Annotated in this window: 16 protein-coding genes; 6 read left to right on the top strand and 10 right to left on the bottom strand. The window is 54.7% G+C overall.

What is annotated here, in order from left to right; all coding sequences use genetic code 11:
• Positions 1-6: 6 nt before the first annotated feature.
• Together FN082_RS04295 and FN082_RS04290 are read right to left on the bottom strand one after the other, a co-directional pair.
• On the bottom strand, positions 7-852 hold the full coding sequence (locus FN082_RS04295; protein ID WP_139540960.1) for a sugar phosphate isomerase/epimerase family protein: 846 nt from the start codon (positions 850-852) through the stop codon (positions 7-9).
• A gap of 9 nt (positions 853-861) precedes the next feature.
• Positions 862-1,653, bottom strand: coding sequence for a 3-ketoacyl-ACP reductase (locus FN082_RS04290; protein WP_139540961.1), 792 nt, complete (start codon positions 1,651-1,653; stop codon positions 862-864).
• A 209-nt stretch (positions 1,654-1,862) separates the two neighbouring features.
• On the opposite strand from FN082_RS04290, the gene FN082_RS04285 reads away from it, so the two are divergent.
• Positions 1,863-2,513, top strand: coding sequence for a TetR/AcrR family transcriptional regulator (locus FN082_RS04285; RefSeq protein ID WP_139541071.1), 651 nt, complete (start codon positions 1,863-1,865; stop codon positions 2,511-2,513).
• Here FN082_RS04285 and FN082_RS04280 read toward each other — a convergent pair.
• Positions 2,497-3,159, bottom strand: a complete 663-nt coding sequence (locus FN082_RS04280; RefSeq protein WP_139540962.1) for a LysM-like peptidoglycan-binding domain-containing protein — start codon at positions 3,157-3,159, stop codon at positions 2,497-2,499. The genes FN082_RS04285 and FN082_RS04280 overlap by 17 nt on opposite strands.
• Before the next feature lie 268 nt (positions 3,160-3,427).
• Between FN082_RS04280 and fklB the strand changes: the two genes are divergently transcribed.
• Both fklB and cycA read left to right on the top strand, forming a co-directional pair.
• On the top strand, positions 3,428-4,048 hold the full coding sequence (fklB, locus tag FN082_RS04270) for an FKBP-type peptidyl-prolyl cis-trans isomerase (protein ID WP_004109064.1): 621 nt from the start codon (positions 3,428-3,430) through the stop codon (positions 4,046-4,048).
• A 297-nt stretch (positions 4,049-4,345) separates the two neighbouring features.
• Positions 4,346-5,749, top strand: a complete 1,404-nt coding sequence (gene cycA / locus FN082_RS04265) for a D-serine/D-alanine/glycine transporter (RefSeq protein ID WP_112216180.1) — start codon at positions 4,346-4,348, stop codon at positions 5,747-5,749.
• A gap of 115 nt (positions 5,750-5,864) precedes the next feature.
• Here cycA and ytfE read toward each other — a convergent pair whose 3' ends face one another.
• The 4 genes from ytfE to FN082_RS04245 form a co-directional block, all read right to left on the bottom strand.
• On the bottom strand, positions 5,865-6,527 hold the full coding sequence (gene ytfE / locus FN082_RS04260) for an iron-sulfur cluster repair protein YtfE (protein WP_112216179.1): 663 nt from the start codon (positions 6,525-6,527) through the stop codon (positions 5,865-5,867).
• A gap of 82 nt (positions 6,528-6,609) precedes the next feature.
• A complete protein-coding gene (locus FN082_RS04255) occupies positions 6,610-7,581 on the bottom strand; it encodes a DMT family transporter (protein ID WP_180349653.1) in 972 nt (323 codons plus the stop codon).
• Positions 7,582-7,656: 75 nt separating this feature from the next.
• A complete protein-coding gene (locus tag FN082_RS04250; RefSeq protein ID WP_139540965.1) occupies positions 7,657-8,481 on the bottom strand; it encodes an AraC family transcriptional regulator in 825 nt (274 codons plus the stop codon).
• A gap of 80 nt (positions 8,482-8,561) precedes the next feature.
• Positions 8,562-9,410, bottom strand: coding sequence for an SDR family oxidoreductase (locus FN082_RS04245; RefSeq protein ID WP_139540966.1), 849 nt, complete (start codon positions 9,408-9,410; stop codon positions 8,562-8,564).
• A 90-nt stretch (positions 9,411-9,500) separates the two neighbouring features.
• On the opposite strand from FN082_RS04245, the gene FN082_RS04240 reads away from it, so the two are divergent.
• Entirely contained in the window at positions 9,501-9,878 is a 378-nt protein-coding gene (locus tag FN082_RS04240) for a winged helix-turn-helix transcriptional regulator (RefSeq protein ID WP_139541072.1), read from the top strand.
• A 28-nt stretch (positions 9,879-9,906) separates the two neighbouring features.
• On the opposite strand, the gene FN082_RS04235 is transcribed toward FN082_RS04240, so the two are convergent.
• Positions 9,907-11,850: a bifunctional 2',3'-cyclic-nucleotide 2'-phosphodiesterase/3'-nucleotidase gene (locus tag FN082_RS04235; protein WP_139540967.1), complete on the bottom strand. Its 1,944-nt coding sequence runs from the start codon at positions 11,848-11,850 to the stop codon at positions 9,907-9,909.
• Positions 11,851-12,041: 191 nt separating this feature from the next.
• Between FN082_RS04235 and cysQ the strand changes: the two genes are divergently transcribed.
• Positions 12,042-12,785 carry a 3'(2'),5'-bisphosphate nucleotidase CysQ gene (gene cysQ, locus FN082_RS04230; protein ID WP_139540968.1) on the top strand — a complete coding sequence of 248 codons (744 nt, stop codon included), beginning with the start codon at positions 12,042-12,044 and terminating at the stop codon, positions 12,783-12,785.
• Here cysQ and FN082_RS04225 read toward each other — a convergent pair.
• Positions 12,775-13,332: a YtfJ family protein gene (locus FN082_RS04225; protein ID WP_139540969.1), complete on the bottom strand. Its 558-nt coding sequence runs from the start codon at positions 13,330-13,332 to the stop codon at positions 12,775-12,777. The two genes, cysQ and FN082_RS04225, sit on opposite strands and share 11 nt — an antisense overlap.
• Positions 13,333-13,654: 322 nt before the next feature.
• Here FN082_RS04225 and FN082_RS04220 point away from each other — a divergent pair, with 322 nt between their 5' ends.
• On the top strand, positions 13,655-13,861 hold the full coding sequence (locus FN082_RS04220) for a DUF1107 domain-containing protein (RefSeq protein WP_112216172.1): 207 nt from the start codon (positions 13,655-13,657) through the stop codon (positions 13,859-13,861).
• 67 nt (positions 13,862-13,928) lie between these two features.
• Here FN082_RS04220 and araC read toward each other — a convergent pair whose 3' ends face one another.
• A complete protein-coding gene (gene araC / locus FN082_RS04215) occupies positions 13,929-14,801 on the bottom strand; it encodes an arabinose operon transcriptional regulator AraC (RefSeq protein WP_139540970.1) in 873 nt (290 codons plus the stop codon).
• Positions 14,802-14,821: the final 20 nt, after the last annotated feature.

Genomic DNA, 14,821 nt, shown 5'->3' with positions numbered 1-14,821 from the left:
TTATCCTTAGCAATAATGCGCGATGCGATCGACGCTAATATCCAGCGTGCTGTTGATATCTTTTTGCCACCAGTTGTGCGGCGAGAAAATCTCTAATTCCACCGCGCCGTTAAAACCGGCGTTTTCTACCAGCCGACGAATCGAGGGAATATTAATGACGCCGTCGCCCGGCATGCCCCGGTCGTTGACCAGATCGGTGGTGGGAACCAGCCAGTCTGAGACGTGAAAGGCCAGAATGCGTTTTCCAGCCCGCTGGATCTGGCTGGCAAGATCGGCATCCCACCAGACGTGGTAGACATCCACCGCCACGCCCAGGCCGTATTCGCCATCGGGATCGAGTTCATCGCACCAGTCCAGCGCCTGGCGTAGCGTACACAGGCAGGAGCGATCGGCGGCGGTCATTGGGTGCAGCGGCTCCAGCGCGATAGGCACGCCCACGTCTCTGGAGTGCGGTAGCAACTGACGGATACCGTATTTCACCTGTTCACGCGCTTCGTATAAATCTTTGCTTCCCTGCGGCAGTCCGCCGACCACCTGCATATAGCAGGCGGCGTTCAGGGTCGCGGCATCGTCCAGCGCCCGACGGTTTTCGTCGATGGCGCTTTTACGCTCTAACAGCGTTGGCGCGGTGTAATAGGTACTGCGACAGTACCCGGATACCGCCATGTTGTTTGCCGCCAGCTGGCGGGCGATGTCTGATAAATTTTCGCCCGCAAGCTCTCTTCTCCATGGCGCAATAGCGCCAATGCCGCGTTCGGCGCAGGCATCAATAATGGCGGGCAACGGCGTTTTATAACCGAGCGTCGCGGTATTGATGCTGAACAGGTCGGGGCGTTGCAACAGATCTCTCATGGTTCAACCTCAGAAGCGCGGCATGCTCAGGCCGCCGTCGATAGCTACGGCCTGCCCACAGGTGTAGATAAGCTTGCCTTCCGCCATCGCGCGTACGGTTGAGGCGATATCTGCCGGAAAACCCCAGCGGCCCCACGGTACCAGACCTTTGGCAATCAGTTCGTCGTAGTAAGCGGTAGCCGGAATGGTCATCTCGGTTTTAATCAGGCCAGGACGCACTTCATAAACGCCGATTTGCTCCTCGCACAGGCGGGCGGCAAACAGACGAGCGGCAGCGGAGACGGCGGTTTTGGCCATCGTGTATTCGCCGCGGTTCATTGCCAGCATGATGGCGTTAATCGAACTGACGAAAATAATCGAACGGTGTGGGAGTTCATTCTCTGGTTTCGGCTGCGCCAGCAGGCGCTTGCTGAATGACTGAGCGAGGAAGAAGGGCGCGCGGGTATTGACGGCAATATTTTCGTCGAAGCTGTCCGGCTGCATGTCGAGGATATCGCCGCGTTTTTTGACCGAAATCCCGGCATTGTTCAGCAGGCAATCGAGTCGGCCCCACTGGTTTTGCGCGGCATCGAGTATCTCTTCGTGCTGCGACAGGTCGGCAATATCCGCCGGGAAACAGATAACCTCCGCCCCTTCGGCGATGCACTCCTGGCGGGTGATTTCCAGCTTTTCAACGCTTTCGGCGTCCGGGCGGTCGTTGATTAAAAGATTGAATCCTGCGCGGGCCAGCTCAAGCGCGCAGCCTTTGCCAATGCCGCGAGCGGCTCCGGTGATAACGGCGACGGATTTATTCGATCTCATTTGTAACCTCACAGTGAATAGGTGTTGTCCCTGGTGGCATCAAAATGCCTTTGGAACAGCAAAAGATCAACCATCTAGTTGGTTGGTTTGTGAAGATGATCACCGGATTCTTAATAACTTACTGAATTTTATTGTTTTTATGCTTTTTGCTGGAGCTGGTGAAAAATATCGCTATGATAGGCACCGCGAAGGGCGAATGGGGAACCGGAATGTATCTTGATACCAGCAATGCACAAAGCCTGAAAGAAAAGCTTCTTTTAAGCGCGGTCAATGAATTTGCCGAATATGGTTATGAAGGGGCCAGGGTTGATAATATTGTTAAAGCGGCAGATTGCAGTAAACAAACTGTTTATCACCACTTCGGCAATAAAGAGAATTTGTTTATCGAAGTTCTGGAATATATCTGGAACGATATTCGCCAGAAAGAGAAAAACCTCGATGTATCAGGCCTTTCCCCGGATAAGGCGATTGAGAAAATTATTGATTTTACGTGGGATTACTACATCGAAAATCCCTGGTTTCTCAAGATTGTTCATAGTGAAAACCAAAGCAAAGGGGTTCATTATGCAAAATCAACGCGCCTGCCGGAAATTAACCACTCGCACCTGCAATTGATGGCTTCGCTGCTTGATGAAGGAAAGCGAAAAAATATCTTTAAAGCCGATATTGATCCTCTGCAGGTCAATATTAGTATTGCCGCCCTTGGCGGGTATTACTTAATTAACCAGCATACTTTAGGGCTGGTTTATCACATCAGCATGGTCTCGCCTCAGGCTCTGGAAGTCAGGCGTCGGGTGATCAAAGAAACCATCCTGAGCTGGCTTCTCATAACGCCTGGTTCCCTTATCGGGCGCGAATAAAGCTGCCGTTCGCCTGGCGGGTAAACAGCACCTGCTGGCCGCCGCCGGTATCGATAGTCAGCCCGGTGACTACGCCGTTGGCGTTCTGGCGGATTTGCACCGTCTGCCCGGTTTGCAGTGAACTCAGCGGTTTACCTGAACCTTCTACCTGCGCCATGGCGTAAACGTCGGTCGGCGGCAGATTATGGTCGCGGAACAATTGCGCGAGGGTTTTGCCTGATTCAATACGATAGGTTCGCCACTGCTGCTCTATACCAGGAGTTGACTGCTGCTCCTGGTAGGGCTGAGAGACAGCATGCTGCTGATTCTGATCCGGTTGCTCATCCTGAATCGGCTCCGGCGCGACCGGCGCAACCTGATCGGCATCGTTGACCGGCGGCGTGTTGGTGATCGGCGGCAGAGGAACGGCCTGATTGCCTGAAGACTGCGGCTGCGACTGGGATTGCAGGTCGAGATTTGCCTCGCGGCTGGCCTGAGTCGGGCCACTGTTATCCTCGGAAGGGAGCAGAACGCCGATAATCACCAGCAGGGCCCCGGCAATAATGCCCCGGCGGTGCATCGGCGGTAACGGATCCATGATGCGAAAACGATCCGGGGCATGCCAGATCTTCGCCAGGGTAGATGTCAGTTCAAAACGCCCGGGCATGGCTTTCCTCCTGCTCCGCATATTTATATCCTGCTCTCTCTAGAGTATAGATGGCTAACTTTCTGAAGGACGAGACAAAGACATCTTTCGTGAGGTTAACCTTATCTCTCTATTGTTTCTGTTTCCCTTAGATTTGTCATCATCCAGGCGACAAAGTTTTACCCGTCGTGCTGTGGCTGATATGCTGCCCACCTCTTTTCTCTGCTCCTTGTCTTTCGGATTTTGAAAGCCTGGAAATATGAGAGTCCCCTCGAAAAAAGGAACAAAGATGGCAACCCCGACTTTTGACACGATCGAAGCACAGGCAAGTTACGGTATCGGCTTGCAGGTAGGACAACAGCTGAGCGAATCTGGCCTGCAGGGGCTGCTGCCGGAAGCGCTGGTCGCCGGTATTGCTGACGCGCTGGAAGGTAAACAGCCGCAGGTGCCGGTAGAAGCCGTTCACCGCGCGCTGCGTGAAATCCACGAACGCGCCGACGCGGTGCGTCGCGAGCGTTTCCAGGAAATGGCCGCGGATGGCGAGAAATATCTGGAAGAAAACCGCGAGCGTGAAGGCGTCAACAGCACCGAATCCGGTCTGCAGTTCCGCGTTCTGACTCAGGGCGAAGGTCCGATCCCGGCGCGTACTGACCGCGTTCGCGTTCACTACACCGGTAAACTGATCGACGGTACCGTCTTTGATAGCTCCGTTGCGCGCGGTGAACCGGCTGAATTCCCGGTAACCGGCGTTATCGGCGGCTGGATCGAAGCGCTGACCCTGATGCCGGTCGGTTCTAAATGGGAACTGACGATTCCGCACAACCTGGCCTACGGCGAGCGTGGCGCGGGCGCATCCATTCCTCCGTTCAGCACCCTGATTTTTGAAGTTGAACTGCTGGATATAATCTAAACAGCAGGGGCTTCCTCTCCCGTGTGGGGGAGGGGGCGCTTTAAATAGTGTAAAACCCTTAAGTTGAGCGTTTATTGGAGCTTTGTATTGCATATCCGCTTGATGAGTGTATTTTTGTGAGCTGTTTTGCGTGACCGGAGTGATATAACACTCACTTTAAACATAAAATTAACATTATCTCTAAATCATAGTATTCATCCCTCCGATTCTTACCTAATATCGATAAACCCCTCGTTCCGGGGTAAGGGCCAAATAGAGCCCGAACAACACAGACAGGTACAACAGGAAAAACATCACATGGTAGATCAGGTCAAAGTCGCTGCCGATGAACAGGCGCCGACTGAACAATCGCTGCGGCGAAATCTCACTAACCGGCATATTCAGCTTATTGCTATTGGTGGTGCGATAGGCACCGGGCTGTTTATGGGCTCCGGCAAAACCATTAGCCTTGCCGGGCCGTCAATTATTTTTGTTTATATGATAATCGGCTTCATGCTGTTCTTCGTCATGCGCGCCATGGGTGAATTACTGCTGTCGAATCTCGAATATAAGTCGTTTAGCGACTTTGCTGCCGACCTGCTGGGGCCGTGGGCAGGCTATTTTACCGGCTGGACCTACTGGTTCTGCTGGGTAGTCACCGGTATGGCGGACGTGGTGGCGATCACCGCTTACGCCCAGTTCTGGTTCCCGGGGCTTTCTGATTGGGTCGCCTCGCTGGCGGTTATTCTGCTGCTGCTGGGCCTTAACCTTGCTACCGTGAAGATGTTCGGCGAGATGGAGTTCTGGTTTGCGATGATCAAGATCGTCGCCATCGTGGCGCTGATTGTCGTTGGCCTGGTGATGGTGCTGATGCACTTCCAGTCACCGACCGGCGTTGAAGCCTCTTTCGCTCATTTGTGGAATGACGGCGGCTGGTTCCCGAAAGGCATCAGCGGGTTCTTTGCTGGCTTCCAGATAGCGGTCTTCGCTTTCGTGGGTATCGAGCTGGTGGGTACCACCGCAGCGGAAACCAAAGATCCGGAAAAATCCCTGCCGCGGGCGATTAACTCGATTCCGATTCGTATCATTATGTTCTACGTTTTCGCGCTGATCGTGATTATGTCCGTGACGCCGTGGAGCTCAGTCGTGCCGTCGAAGAGCCCGTTCGTTGAGCTGTTCGTCCTGGTTGGGCTTCCAGCAGCAGCGAGCCTGATTAACTTCGTGGTGCTGACTTCTGCGGCTTCTTCAGCTAACAGCGGCGTGTTCTCAACCAGCCGTATGCTGTTCGGCCTGGCGCAGGACGGGCAGGCTCCGAAAATGTTCGCCAAGCTGTCAAAGCGTGCGGTACCGGCGAAAGGCCTGACCTTCTCCTGTATGTGCCTGCTGGGCGGCGTGGTCATGCTGATGGTCAATCCAAGCGTGATTGCAGCCTTCACCATGATTACCACGGTTTCAGCGATCCTGTTTATGTTCGTCTGGACGATTATTCTGTGCTCGTATCTGGCCTATCGCAGAAAGCGTCCGCAGTTGCATGAGCAGTCGAAATATAAGATGCCGCTGGGCAAAGTGATGTGCTGGGTGTGTATGGCATTCTTCGTCTTTGTGCTGGTGCTGCTGACTCTGGAAGCCGATACCCGCGAAGCGCTGATGGTGACCCCTCTGTGGTTTGTACTGCTGGGGGCAGGCTGGCTGTTTGCCGGTAAAAAGCGTCTGGCGAAATAAAAAAATCTTCGGGAGCGGTTTTTAACGTTGCTTGCAACGGCCCGTCGTAAAAAAGGCCACCCGGAGTGGCCAATAAGACTGACAATGTCGAGGGCGCCTGCGGGCGCCTTTTTATTTACTTTCCTGCGAGGGCACGCGGGAACAGCACATTGTTTTCCAGACTGATGTGTTCCATCAGGTCATCAATCAGTTCGTTAATGCCGTTGTACATCGCCTTCCAGGTGGTGCAGGCTTCCGGCGGCGGCGTCACGTTATGGGTGATGTGCTTAATCACTTCCAGCAGCTCGCCCGCTTCATCATGCTCGCTTTCCATGACGCTGATAGGGCCACCAGCTTGCGTTCCCATGCCCTGTTTGATCATTGGGAACAGAATCTGCTCCTCTTTCATCATATGGTTGGAAAGCTCCTGGTGCAGCATGGTCAGGTACTTGGTTAAGCCTTTCGGAACGTTAGGCTTGTCGGCGTGAACGCGTTCAACTTTGGTGGCCTGTAAAATCAGCTCCGGCAGCTGTTCGCGGTGCCTGTCGTGGTAGCGGACAATGATGTGATCGATGATTTCGGCATAGGGCGCAACGCGCCAGTCGCGCTCTACCGGCTCTTCCGCCAGTTTTGCCAGCTCAGCTTCGATTACCGCAACGTCCAGCTCTTTGCGCGATGCCGCGCGGTCCAGCGTCTGTTTGCCGCCGCAGCAGTAGTCCATATCGTATTTACGGAACAGCGCGGAGGCGCGCGGAATCGTCAGCGCCAGCTCGCCTAATGGTTGGTCACGGAAAGCCATAGCAGTTACCTCGTCATCAAGAATATAAGATGCATTTTAAATGCATCTTATATTCTTGGGAATACCCCTTTAGGATACCAGGCTATTTTTTCTCGCTGACCAGCTCCTGTAACGCAGGTTTTTCCGGGCGGGCGCGAACGGCGGAAACCACGCCGAGCACCAGCAGAAGGATACCGCTGAAGGTCAGAATCGGCGGCAGACTCTGGCGCAAAATAAAGGTATACAGCAGGCCAGCAAGGGTTTCGAAGACAATCAGTGGCCCGAGGATCACTGTCGGCAAGCGCTGGCTGGCTACGTTCCAGCACCATGCGCCGACCCATGAGCAGAAGATGGCTATCGCCAGCATCAAGGTGATAAACACCGCAGGGCGCGGGCCGAAGGGCAGCGGAAAGTCCGTATGCTGACCGTGTAGCCACCAGCAGGCGATAAGGTATCCCGCCAGCGACACCGGCAGGGTTACCAGCGCCTGCGCGGTGGCCCACATCATCGGCGGTTTATCCGGATTTTCCCGCAGCCAGCGGGCGTTGCGCAGCGCGTACCAGGCCCAGCAAACCACCGAGATCAACGCCAGGACAATGCCGGAGCCGTAGCGCCAGGGGCTGAAATCGGGCAGTCCCTGATGCAGTTCGGCGATATTGACGCAGGTCAGGCCGATGGCAATGCAGATTAACGCCGGGAACAGGCGTCGCCACGGTAGCTTACCGTCGCGCTGGCTATAGAGCAGATTAGCAAAGACCGGCAGCACCACCGGCAGCGTCCCGATAATCATCGTGGAAACCGGCGCGCCGGTGCGCTGAATCGCGCTGGCCAGGCAGATGTAATAAATTAAGTTGCCCATCATGGTCAGCCCCAGCGCCGTCCACCAGTCTTTGCCTGAGAGCTGGCGCAGCCGCGCGCGGCCCAGCCAGGCCAGCGGCAGGGCAATCAGCCCCAGCGCCAGATAGCGTCCCATCGACTGCAATACCGCCGGATATTCCGGCACCAGCAAAGGGCCAACGAAAATCAGCCCCCACATCAATCCCGCCAGCAGGGCGTACAGCACACCACTAATCATCACGCCTTCCATTACATTTTCTGTTGGCGACAGTGTAGGCGAGGCCAAAGTGGGAATATTGTATGAGGTTGCGCATTAGCGCGGGAGAACCTGCTTTTGATAACGCACTGGCGTAATGCCGTAGCGGCGGGTAAAAGCGCGGGTCAGGTGCGACTGGTCGGTTAATCCGGCGGCGAGGGCGACATCGGCAGCGGGCATGCCGTGGGTGAGAAACGCCTTGGCGCGCCACAGGCGAATCGCCATTAACATCTGGTGCGGCGTGACGTGAAAGTGAGCTTTGAACTGGCGCTGAAAATGGTACGGGCTGAGCGCCGCCACCTGCGCCAGGTCATCCAGCGCGATCGTGCGCATATAGTTGTCGTGCAGATATTCACGTACTCGCTCGAAGCGGTGAGGGGCTTCGGACAAGACCGGCGCGTGGTGCGCGAACGGGCGGAAGGTATCGATTAAATCCAGCAGCAGGCCCTGCTGCGCCAGCGGATTATCGGTATGCCACAGGCCGTAAATAAGATTGCCGATTTGCCGGGAACGCAGCGGATCCTGGCGCACGACGTCGCTGAACCACCAGTGGCGCACGCCGGTCACCTCTTCCAGCATCTCCGGATCGAGATAAATCATCCGATAGCGCCAGCCCTCGGCGGTCTCAGCCTCGCCGGTGTGCAGTTCATCGGGGTTCATGGTCACGATGGAATTGACCGAGGCCACATGCTGGCTGCCGCGATAGCGAAAACGCTCGGCACCGAACTCTATCGCGCCGATCCCAAAGGCTTCATGCGTGTGCGGTTCAAAGGCGTAGCGAGAGATATGGGCATGGTAAAGCTCAACGCCGGGCACCTGCGCCAGATGGCGAAAGCGCGCGCTGTCTCTTTCATCATTGAACTGTTCTGGTACGCCTTGCATGAAATCACCCCCGACGGACATCCTTTCATTATTGAGGATGGCCCGCCGGGATGCTACAAAAATTAACCAGTATGTAACAGTTACAGGATACCTTTGACGCTCTCAGCAAGTGTAGTGGTTGGGTGACCAATCAGCGCGCTCAGGGTGCAGCTATCGTCGAACAGACCGCCTTTTGACGCGCCAACGTCAGAGTCGGCCAGCATATCCGCCAGACCGGCAGGCAGGCCGACGCCCTTCAGCGCGGCGGCGAAGTCGGCTTCGCTGAGATTTTGATACACCACATTTTTACCGCTTTGTTTGCTCAGCTCCGCAGCAAGTTCGGTCAGGGTCCACGCTTCATCGCCCGCCAGCTCATACACTTTTCCGGCATGGCCCTCTTCGGCGATAACGCGAGCGGCCGCAGCGGCGTAATCCGCGCGGGTGGCGGAGGCGATTTTGCCGTTACCGGCGGCGCCGATAAATACGCCATGCTCAATCGACGGCGGTGCGCTGGCGAGATAGTTTTCGCTGTACCAGCCATTGCGCAGCAGGGCATACGCAATACCGGAGTCAGCGAGCATTTTCTCGGTGGCGATATGCTCATCCGCCAGCCCCAGCGGGGATTTATCAGCGTGCAGCAGGCTGGTATAGGCAATAAATTTCACGCCAGCGGCCTTCGCGGCGTTTATGACGTTGCGGTGCTGTACGGCGCGCTGGCCCACTTCGCTCGATGAGATCAGCAGTAGTTTGTCGACGCCCTGCAGGGCGGCGGTCAGCGCGCTTTCATCGCTGTAGTCGGCCTGACGAACGACCACGCCTTGCTGGCTAAGGGCTTCCGCTTTTGCCGGATTACGCACAATGGCGACAATCTGCCCGGCAGGAACGGTATTTAACAGGTTTTGCAGAACGTGTTGGCCAAGCTGGCCGGTGGCACCGGTAATCGCGATCATGAGTCTTCTCCTTCGTGTTCATAAGTCGTTGTGGTAAGCTAACACCTTAACTAACTTTTAGTAAGTACGTACAAAAAGGTAAGTATGAATATGGCGAATCTGACGCTGAGCGAGCAGCTACGCAACGGCAACCTGTTTGCCGAACAGTGCCCTTCGCGGGAAGTGCTCAAGCATGTGACCAGCCGCTGGGGCGTTTTGATTCTGGTCGCCCTGCGTGATGGCACCCATCGGTTTAGCGATCTGCGCCGCAAGATAGGCGGCGTCAGCGAAAAGATGCTGGCTCAGTCGCTGCAGGCGCTGGAGCAGGATGGGTTTATTAACCGCGTATCGTATCCGGTGGTACCGCCACACGTAGAATATAGCCTGACTCCGCTCGGTGAGCAGGTGAGTGAGAAGGTCGCGGATCTGGCGGACTGGATAGAGCTGAATCTGCCCGCAGTTCTGGCGAACCACGCGCAGGTGGCGTGAGCCGGGAGAGTTCCCGGCGAGCACGTAATTACTTACTCAAATCCAGCTGATAAATAGCAAAACCGATATCGTCGGTCGCCACCTGGCGCATCGGATATTGCGCTTTCTCTTTGATAAACGCGGCAGCTTTGTCGCCTGGTGAGGTTTCAAAGCGAATATCCAGCGGTACGGTGCTGTTGATAGGCGCGAGACGCCAGTTGTTATCCGCCGCCGGGTGGATCTCGCCATTTTTTTTCGACTCCGCGCCAATCCACGCCGCCAGCACCGAGCGGTTCTCATCCGGTGAAGCGAAAGCAATATGATCTTCACCAGTTCCCTGGAATTTACCGCCGTAGGCGCGGTAGTTGTTGGTCGCAACGAGGAAGGTGGCGCCCGGGTCAATCGGCTTGCCGTTAAAGGTCAGGTTTTTAATGCGCTCGGCCTGCGGATTAACGCTGTTGCATTCGCCGTCGTAGCGCGCCGGTTGGGTGATATCAATCTGGTAGTTTACGCCGTCAATAACATCAAAGTTATAGGTGCGAAAGCCGTCCCAGTTAATTAAAGACTGCGGCTTGCTGCTGGTGGGGTCAATCTGGTTGAACTGCCCGGCGGAGCACTCCAGCCACTCTTTGACCTCTTTGCCGCTGACCTTCATCACCACCAGGGTATTGGGATACAGGTAAAGGTCGGCGGCGTTGCGGAAGGTGAGCTGGCCCTTTTCCACTTCAACAAAGCTGGCCGGGTCGTTTTTACGTCCGCCCACTTTAAACGGCGCGGCGGCGGAAAGCACCGGCAGCTTCGCCAGGTCCGGGTCGCCCTGAATATAGTGCTCGACGTAGGCCTTCTGGGCCATATTCACCACCTGCACGGTCGGGTCGTCCTGTACCAGCGCCAGGTAGCTGTACATATTATCCGAGGATTTACCAATCGGTTTACCGACAAACTTGCGAGTGGCGTCATGGTCGGCTTTAAGTACCGCCACCATGTTGCTGTCTTCCGCCGCCAGTGATTTTTTCGCGACCGAATCATAGATTGGACGCGCTTCGGCTTTCGCCTGGGTGACCTGCCATTTACCGCTGTCGTTATTTAGCACCAGATCGACGACCCCAAGATGATCTCCCCACATGCCCGGCATGACCGCCGGAACGCCGTTCAGCGTACCTTTGGCGATATCTGCACCTTTAATGCTGGCGAAGTCTTTGCTCGGGAAGACAGCATGCGCGTGACCGAACATAATGGCATCCACGCCGGGAACCTGGCTTAAATAGTAAACCGAGTTTTCCGCCATGGCCTGATACGGGTCGGCGGAGAGGCCGGAGTGGGCGATCACCACTACCACATCCGCGCCTTCCTCACGCATTTGTGGGACAAACTTGCGCGCGGTTTCGGTAATGTCGTTGACGGTCACTTTGCCGCTGAGGTTGGCTTTATCCCAGGTCATAATCTGCGGCGGTACGAAGCCAATGTAGCCAATACGCAGCGTTTGCGTTTTGCCGTCGCTATCCTGAACCTGAGTATCCTGAATCAGATAAGGCGTAAACATCGGTTTTTCGGTTTTGGTATCGATGATGTTGGCGTTAACGTAGGGAAATTTTGCGCCAGCCAGCGCTTTGTGCAGGAAATCGAGGCCGTAGTTAAATTCGTGATTGCCAAGGTTTCCCACGACATAGTCCAGGGTATTCATCGCTTTATAGACCGGATGAACATCGCCATCTTTTAATCCTTTCGCCGCCATATAGTCGCCCAACGGGCTGCCCTGAATGACGTCGCCATTATCGACCAGCACGCTGTTTTTGGCTTCCTGACGCGCTTTTTCAATCAAAGATGCGGTGCGTACGAGACCAAATTTTTCCGTCGCGGTATCTTTGTAATAGTCAAAGTCCATCATGTTGCTATGCAGATCGGTGGTTTCCATAATTCGTAAATCGACCGTCGCCGCATTTACGCTGGCGGCGATCAGCGTGGCCAGCAGCGTTGCGCTAAACTTAATCATCAGTGGCGTCCTTTTTTATGAGCAATGACACAGAAGAAAATGTATTTACATTCTGTTGCTTACAGAAATGTGAATCATGCCATAAAAGCGCTGAATGAAACCGCCAGCGTTATCACAGATAGCGGAACTCACCATGATGCGATATAAATAAAACAACGAGTTAACGCCACTGTAACCAGAAGAGGTGGAGAATGTTAGAACAAGTATGTCAGCTTGCACGGATCGCAGGTGATGCCATCATGGACGTTTACGATGGAAAACAGCCGATGGACGTTGCCAGCAAGAAGGACGATTCTCCGGTTACGGCGGCGGATATTGCGGCGCATAAAGTGATTATTAGCGGCCTGCAGTCCCTGACTCCTGATATCCCGGTTCTGTCGGAAGAGGATCCGCCTGCATGGGAAATCCGCCAACACTGGCAGCGCTACTGGCTGGTAGATCCGCTGGACGGTACCAAAGAATTTATCAAACGTAACGGTGAATTCACCGTCAATATCGCCTTGATTGAAAACGGGAAACCGACGCTTGGTGTGGTTTATGCCCCGGTAATGAAGGTGATGTACAGCGCGGAAAAGGGGAAAGCATGGAAAGAAGAGTGCGGCGTCCATAAGCAGATTCAGGTTCGTGATGCGCGCCCGCCGCTGGTGGTGATTAGCCGCTCCCACGGCAATGATCCGGAGCTGCAGGAGTATCTGGAGCAGCTTGGTGAACATCAGACCACCTCAATCGGTTCCTCGCTCAAGTTCTGCCTGGTGGCTGAAGGTCAGGCCCAGCTTTATCCGCGTTTCGGGCCGACCTGTACCTGGGACACTGCTGCTGGTCACGCCGTAGCCAGCGCTGCCGGGGCGCACGTTCACGACTGGCAGGGGCGCACCCTTGATTACACACCGCGTGAATCGTTCCTCAACCCCGGCTTCCGGGTCTCTATTTACTGAGTAGTTTGTGCAGCAGGGCGACCACCTGCTGCACTTCATCCTGAGTGAGCGCACCATCTTTGGCCCACTGCACGCGACCGTCTTTATCCAACACCACGATTGCGGAACTCTCTTCATTAAGCTGCCACGCTTTGCGCACCACGCCATTGCTATCGACAATAAACTGCGACCACGGATAGAGCTGCTTATTGCTCTCAATACTGCTGCGGACAAATATACTCGAGCCTGGGATGGCATCGTCGGTATTGACGATGGTGGTGGTTTGATAGCGATCGTGCGGCAACTTCGCGCTTTTAATCGCCTCAATCAGCGTTGCGTTTTTCTCTTTTGCCGATGAGCGTCCGGCAATGTGCTGCACGACGCGCACTTTTCCTGCCAGCAGCGAGCTATTCCAGTTTTTATAGCTAAACTTATCATTATCCAGCACTAATTCTCCCCGGTCCGCCACGCCGACCGGCGCGACGCGCTGACCGTCGACAAAGTTATGTGCCGACGCCACCAGTGGGAAGAGGAGACATGAAGCGGCCAGTAATCTACGTAGGGTCATGGTGTTTCCTTTTATTATTTTTGCAGGTGATCCGACCACTTGGTCTTCTTTAATCATAAGTGCGATCTATGAGCATTACCCGCAATGATGGTGCCAGTTTGCGGGTTAACGCACAAATTCGTCCAAAATCGGCGACTTATACTACCTTCATCGGATGCCTGAAACGAAAACTCTGAATTAATGTCATCAAAGAGTAAATAAACTTATACATACTGGGTATCACTCAGATTCTGGACTATAGTTTCAGGGCATTAAAATTTGCGCTCCCGATACGTGGGCTAACTGTGGCACCACAAGAGCGTAACCCTGGCAGGAGACAACAATGAAAATTTTCCAACGCTACAACCCGCTACAAGTAGCGAAGTACGTGAAAATCCTGTTCCGTGGACGTTTGTATATCAAGGATGTTGGCGCTTTTGAGTTCGATAAGGGCAAAATCCTTATCCCGAAGGTTAGGGACAAGCTGCATTTGTCAGTGATGTCTGAAGTCAACCGTCAGGTTATGCGTCTGCAGACAGAGATGGCGTAATCTGAAAAGTAGTATGGCTACACGGTAAAAAGGCGGCTCCCAACGGGAGCCGTTGATGTTTCTGGGCTTATCCCTTCATTTCCGCATAGCGTTTACGGTACTCGCCCGGCGGGATGCCGTTATGTTTACGGAAAATTCGCGTGAAATAGACCGGATCTCCGTAACCCACCGACAGCGCGATTTTATTAAGCGGCAGCGAAGTGCTCTGAATCAACCATCTCGCGCGGTTAATCCGCTGGGTCTCGCGCCAGGCGTATACTGTCTGCCCCAGCTCATTTTTGAACAGGTGCGCCAGCCGCGAAGGGGAGATAAAAACCATCGCGGCGAGGGTCTCAATCTTGATCTCCTGAGCGATATGCTCGTTAAGGTAGTCGCATATGGCGTTAATTCGCGGATCGTGAGCATGGCGATTGCTGATCGGCTGTAGCTGGAAGCAACTGAGGATCAGGCGTTCCAGCGCGTTCATCGCCAGCGCTTCTGAGAGCGGGGCAGACGCCGAGTGATGACGGATGACCTCATAGAAAAGATCGCGCAGATTTTGCAACTGCTCAGGATTGTTAACCGTTGTCTTGCCGATACCGTGGGTAGATTGATCCCATTTCAGCCAGTCTATCCAATAGGGCCGGGGGATAAAGTAGATCCATAAATGATCCCAGTACTCGCTGTGTTCGTCCCGCCCATAATGGTGAGCCACGCCGGGCGGGAACAGCAAAAGATCGTTTTCACGGAACAGAAGGGAGCCGTCGCCCGCTTTGGCGCGTGCCTGCCCACGCAGGGTCAGATTGATGATATAGCCTTTCATTCCCTGCGGGCGGTTAATGTAGTAGTCCAGCTTTGAACCGCGAGTGATGGGGGTAAAGCCCGCGACAACCCAGGCGTTGAAGGTAAAGGTCTTCATCAAGGGTGAGAAATTGAGTAACTCGTTGATATCCAGCTCCATATTTCCCCCCGCCTGAGCGC

The organism is Klebsiella spallanzanii, from assembly GCF_902158555.1.
Taxonomy (GTDB): Bacteria; Pseudomonadota; Gammaproteobacteria; order Enterobacterales; family Enterobacteriaceae; genus Klebsiella; species Klebsiella spallanzanii.
Note: the sequence above shows the minus strand (reverse complement) of the source record. Positions and strands in the feature narration are given on the sequence as shown.

Coding starts and splice junctions, on each gene's coding strand:
- FN082_RS04295 (WP_139540960.1), bottom strand. CDS start 852: ATGAGAGATCTGTTGCAACGCCCCGACCTGTTCAGCATCAATACCGCG.
- FN082_RS04290 (WP_139540961.1), bottom strand. CDS start 1,653: ATGAGATCGAATAAATCCGTCGCCGTTATCACCGGAGCCGCTCGCGGC.
- FN082_RS04285 (WP_139541071.1), top strand. CDS start 1,863: ATGTATCTTGATACCAGCAATGCACAAAGCCTGAAAGAAAAGCTTCTT.
- FN082_RS04280 (WP_139540962.1), bottom strand. CDS start 3,159: ATGCCCGGGCGTTTTGAACTGACATCTACCCTGGCGAAGATCTGGCAT.
- fklB (WP_004109064.1), top strand. CDS start 3,428: ATGGCAACCCCGACTTTTGACACGATCGAAGCACAGGCAAGTTACGGT.
- cycA (WP_112216180.1), top strand. CDS start 4,346: ATGGTAGATCAGGTCAAAGTCGCTGCCGATGAACAGGCGCCGACTGAA.
- ytfE (WP_112216179.1), bottom strand. CDS start 6,527: ATGGCTTTCCGTGACCAACCATTAGGCGAGCTGGCGCTGACGATTCCG.
- FN082_RS04255 (WP_180349653.1), bottom strand. CDS start 7,581: ATGATTAGTGGTGTGCTGTACGCCCTGCTGGCGGGATTGATGTGGGGG.
- FN082_RS04250 (WP_139540965.1), bottom strand. CDS start 8,481: ATGCAAGGCGTACCAGAACAGTTCAATGATGAAAGAGACAGCGCGCGC.
- FN082_RS04245 (WP_139540966.1), bottom strand. CDS start 9,410: ATGATCGCGATTACCGGTGCCACCGGCCAGCTTGGCCAACACGTTCTG.
- FN082_RS04240 (WP_139541072.1), top strand. CDS start 9,501: ATGGCGAATCTGACGCTGAGCGAGCAGCTACGCAACGGCAACCTGTTT.
- FN082_RS04235 (WP_139540967.1), bottom strand. CDS start 11,850: ATGATTAAGTTTAGCGCAACGCTGCTGGCCACGCTGATCGCCGCCAGC.
- cysQ (WP_139540968.1), top strand. CDS start 12,042: ATGTTAGAACAAGTATGTCAGCTTGCACGGATCGCAGGTGATGCCATC.
- FN082_RS04225 (WP_139540969.1), bottom strand. CDS start 13,332: ATGACCCTACGTAGATTACTGGCCGCTTCATGTCTCCTCTTCCCACTG.
- FN082_RS04220 (WP_112216172.1), top strand. CDS start 13,655: ATGAAAATTTTCCAACGCTACAACCCGCTACAAGTAGCGAAGTACGTG.
- araC (WP_139540970.1), bottom strand. CDS start 14,801: ATGGAGCTGGATATCAACGAGTTACTCAATTTCTCACCCTTGATGAAG.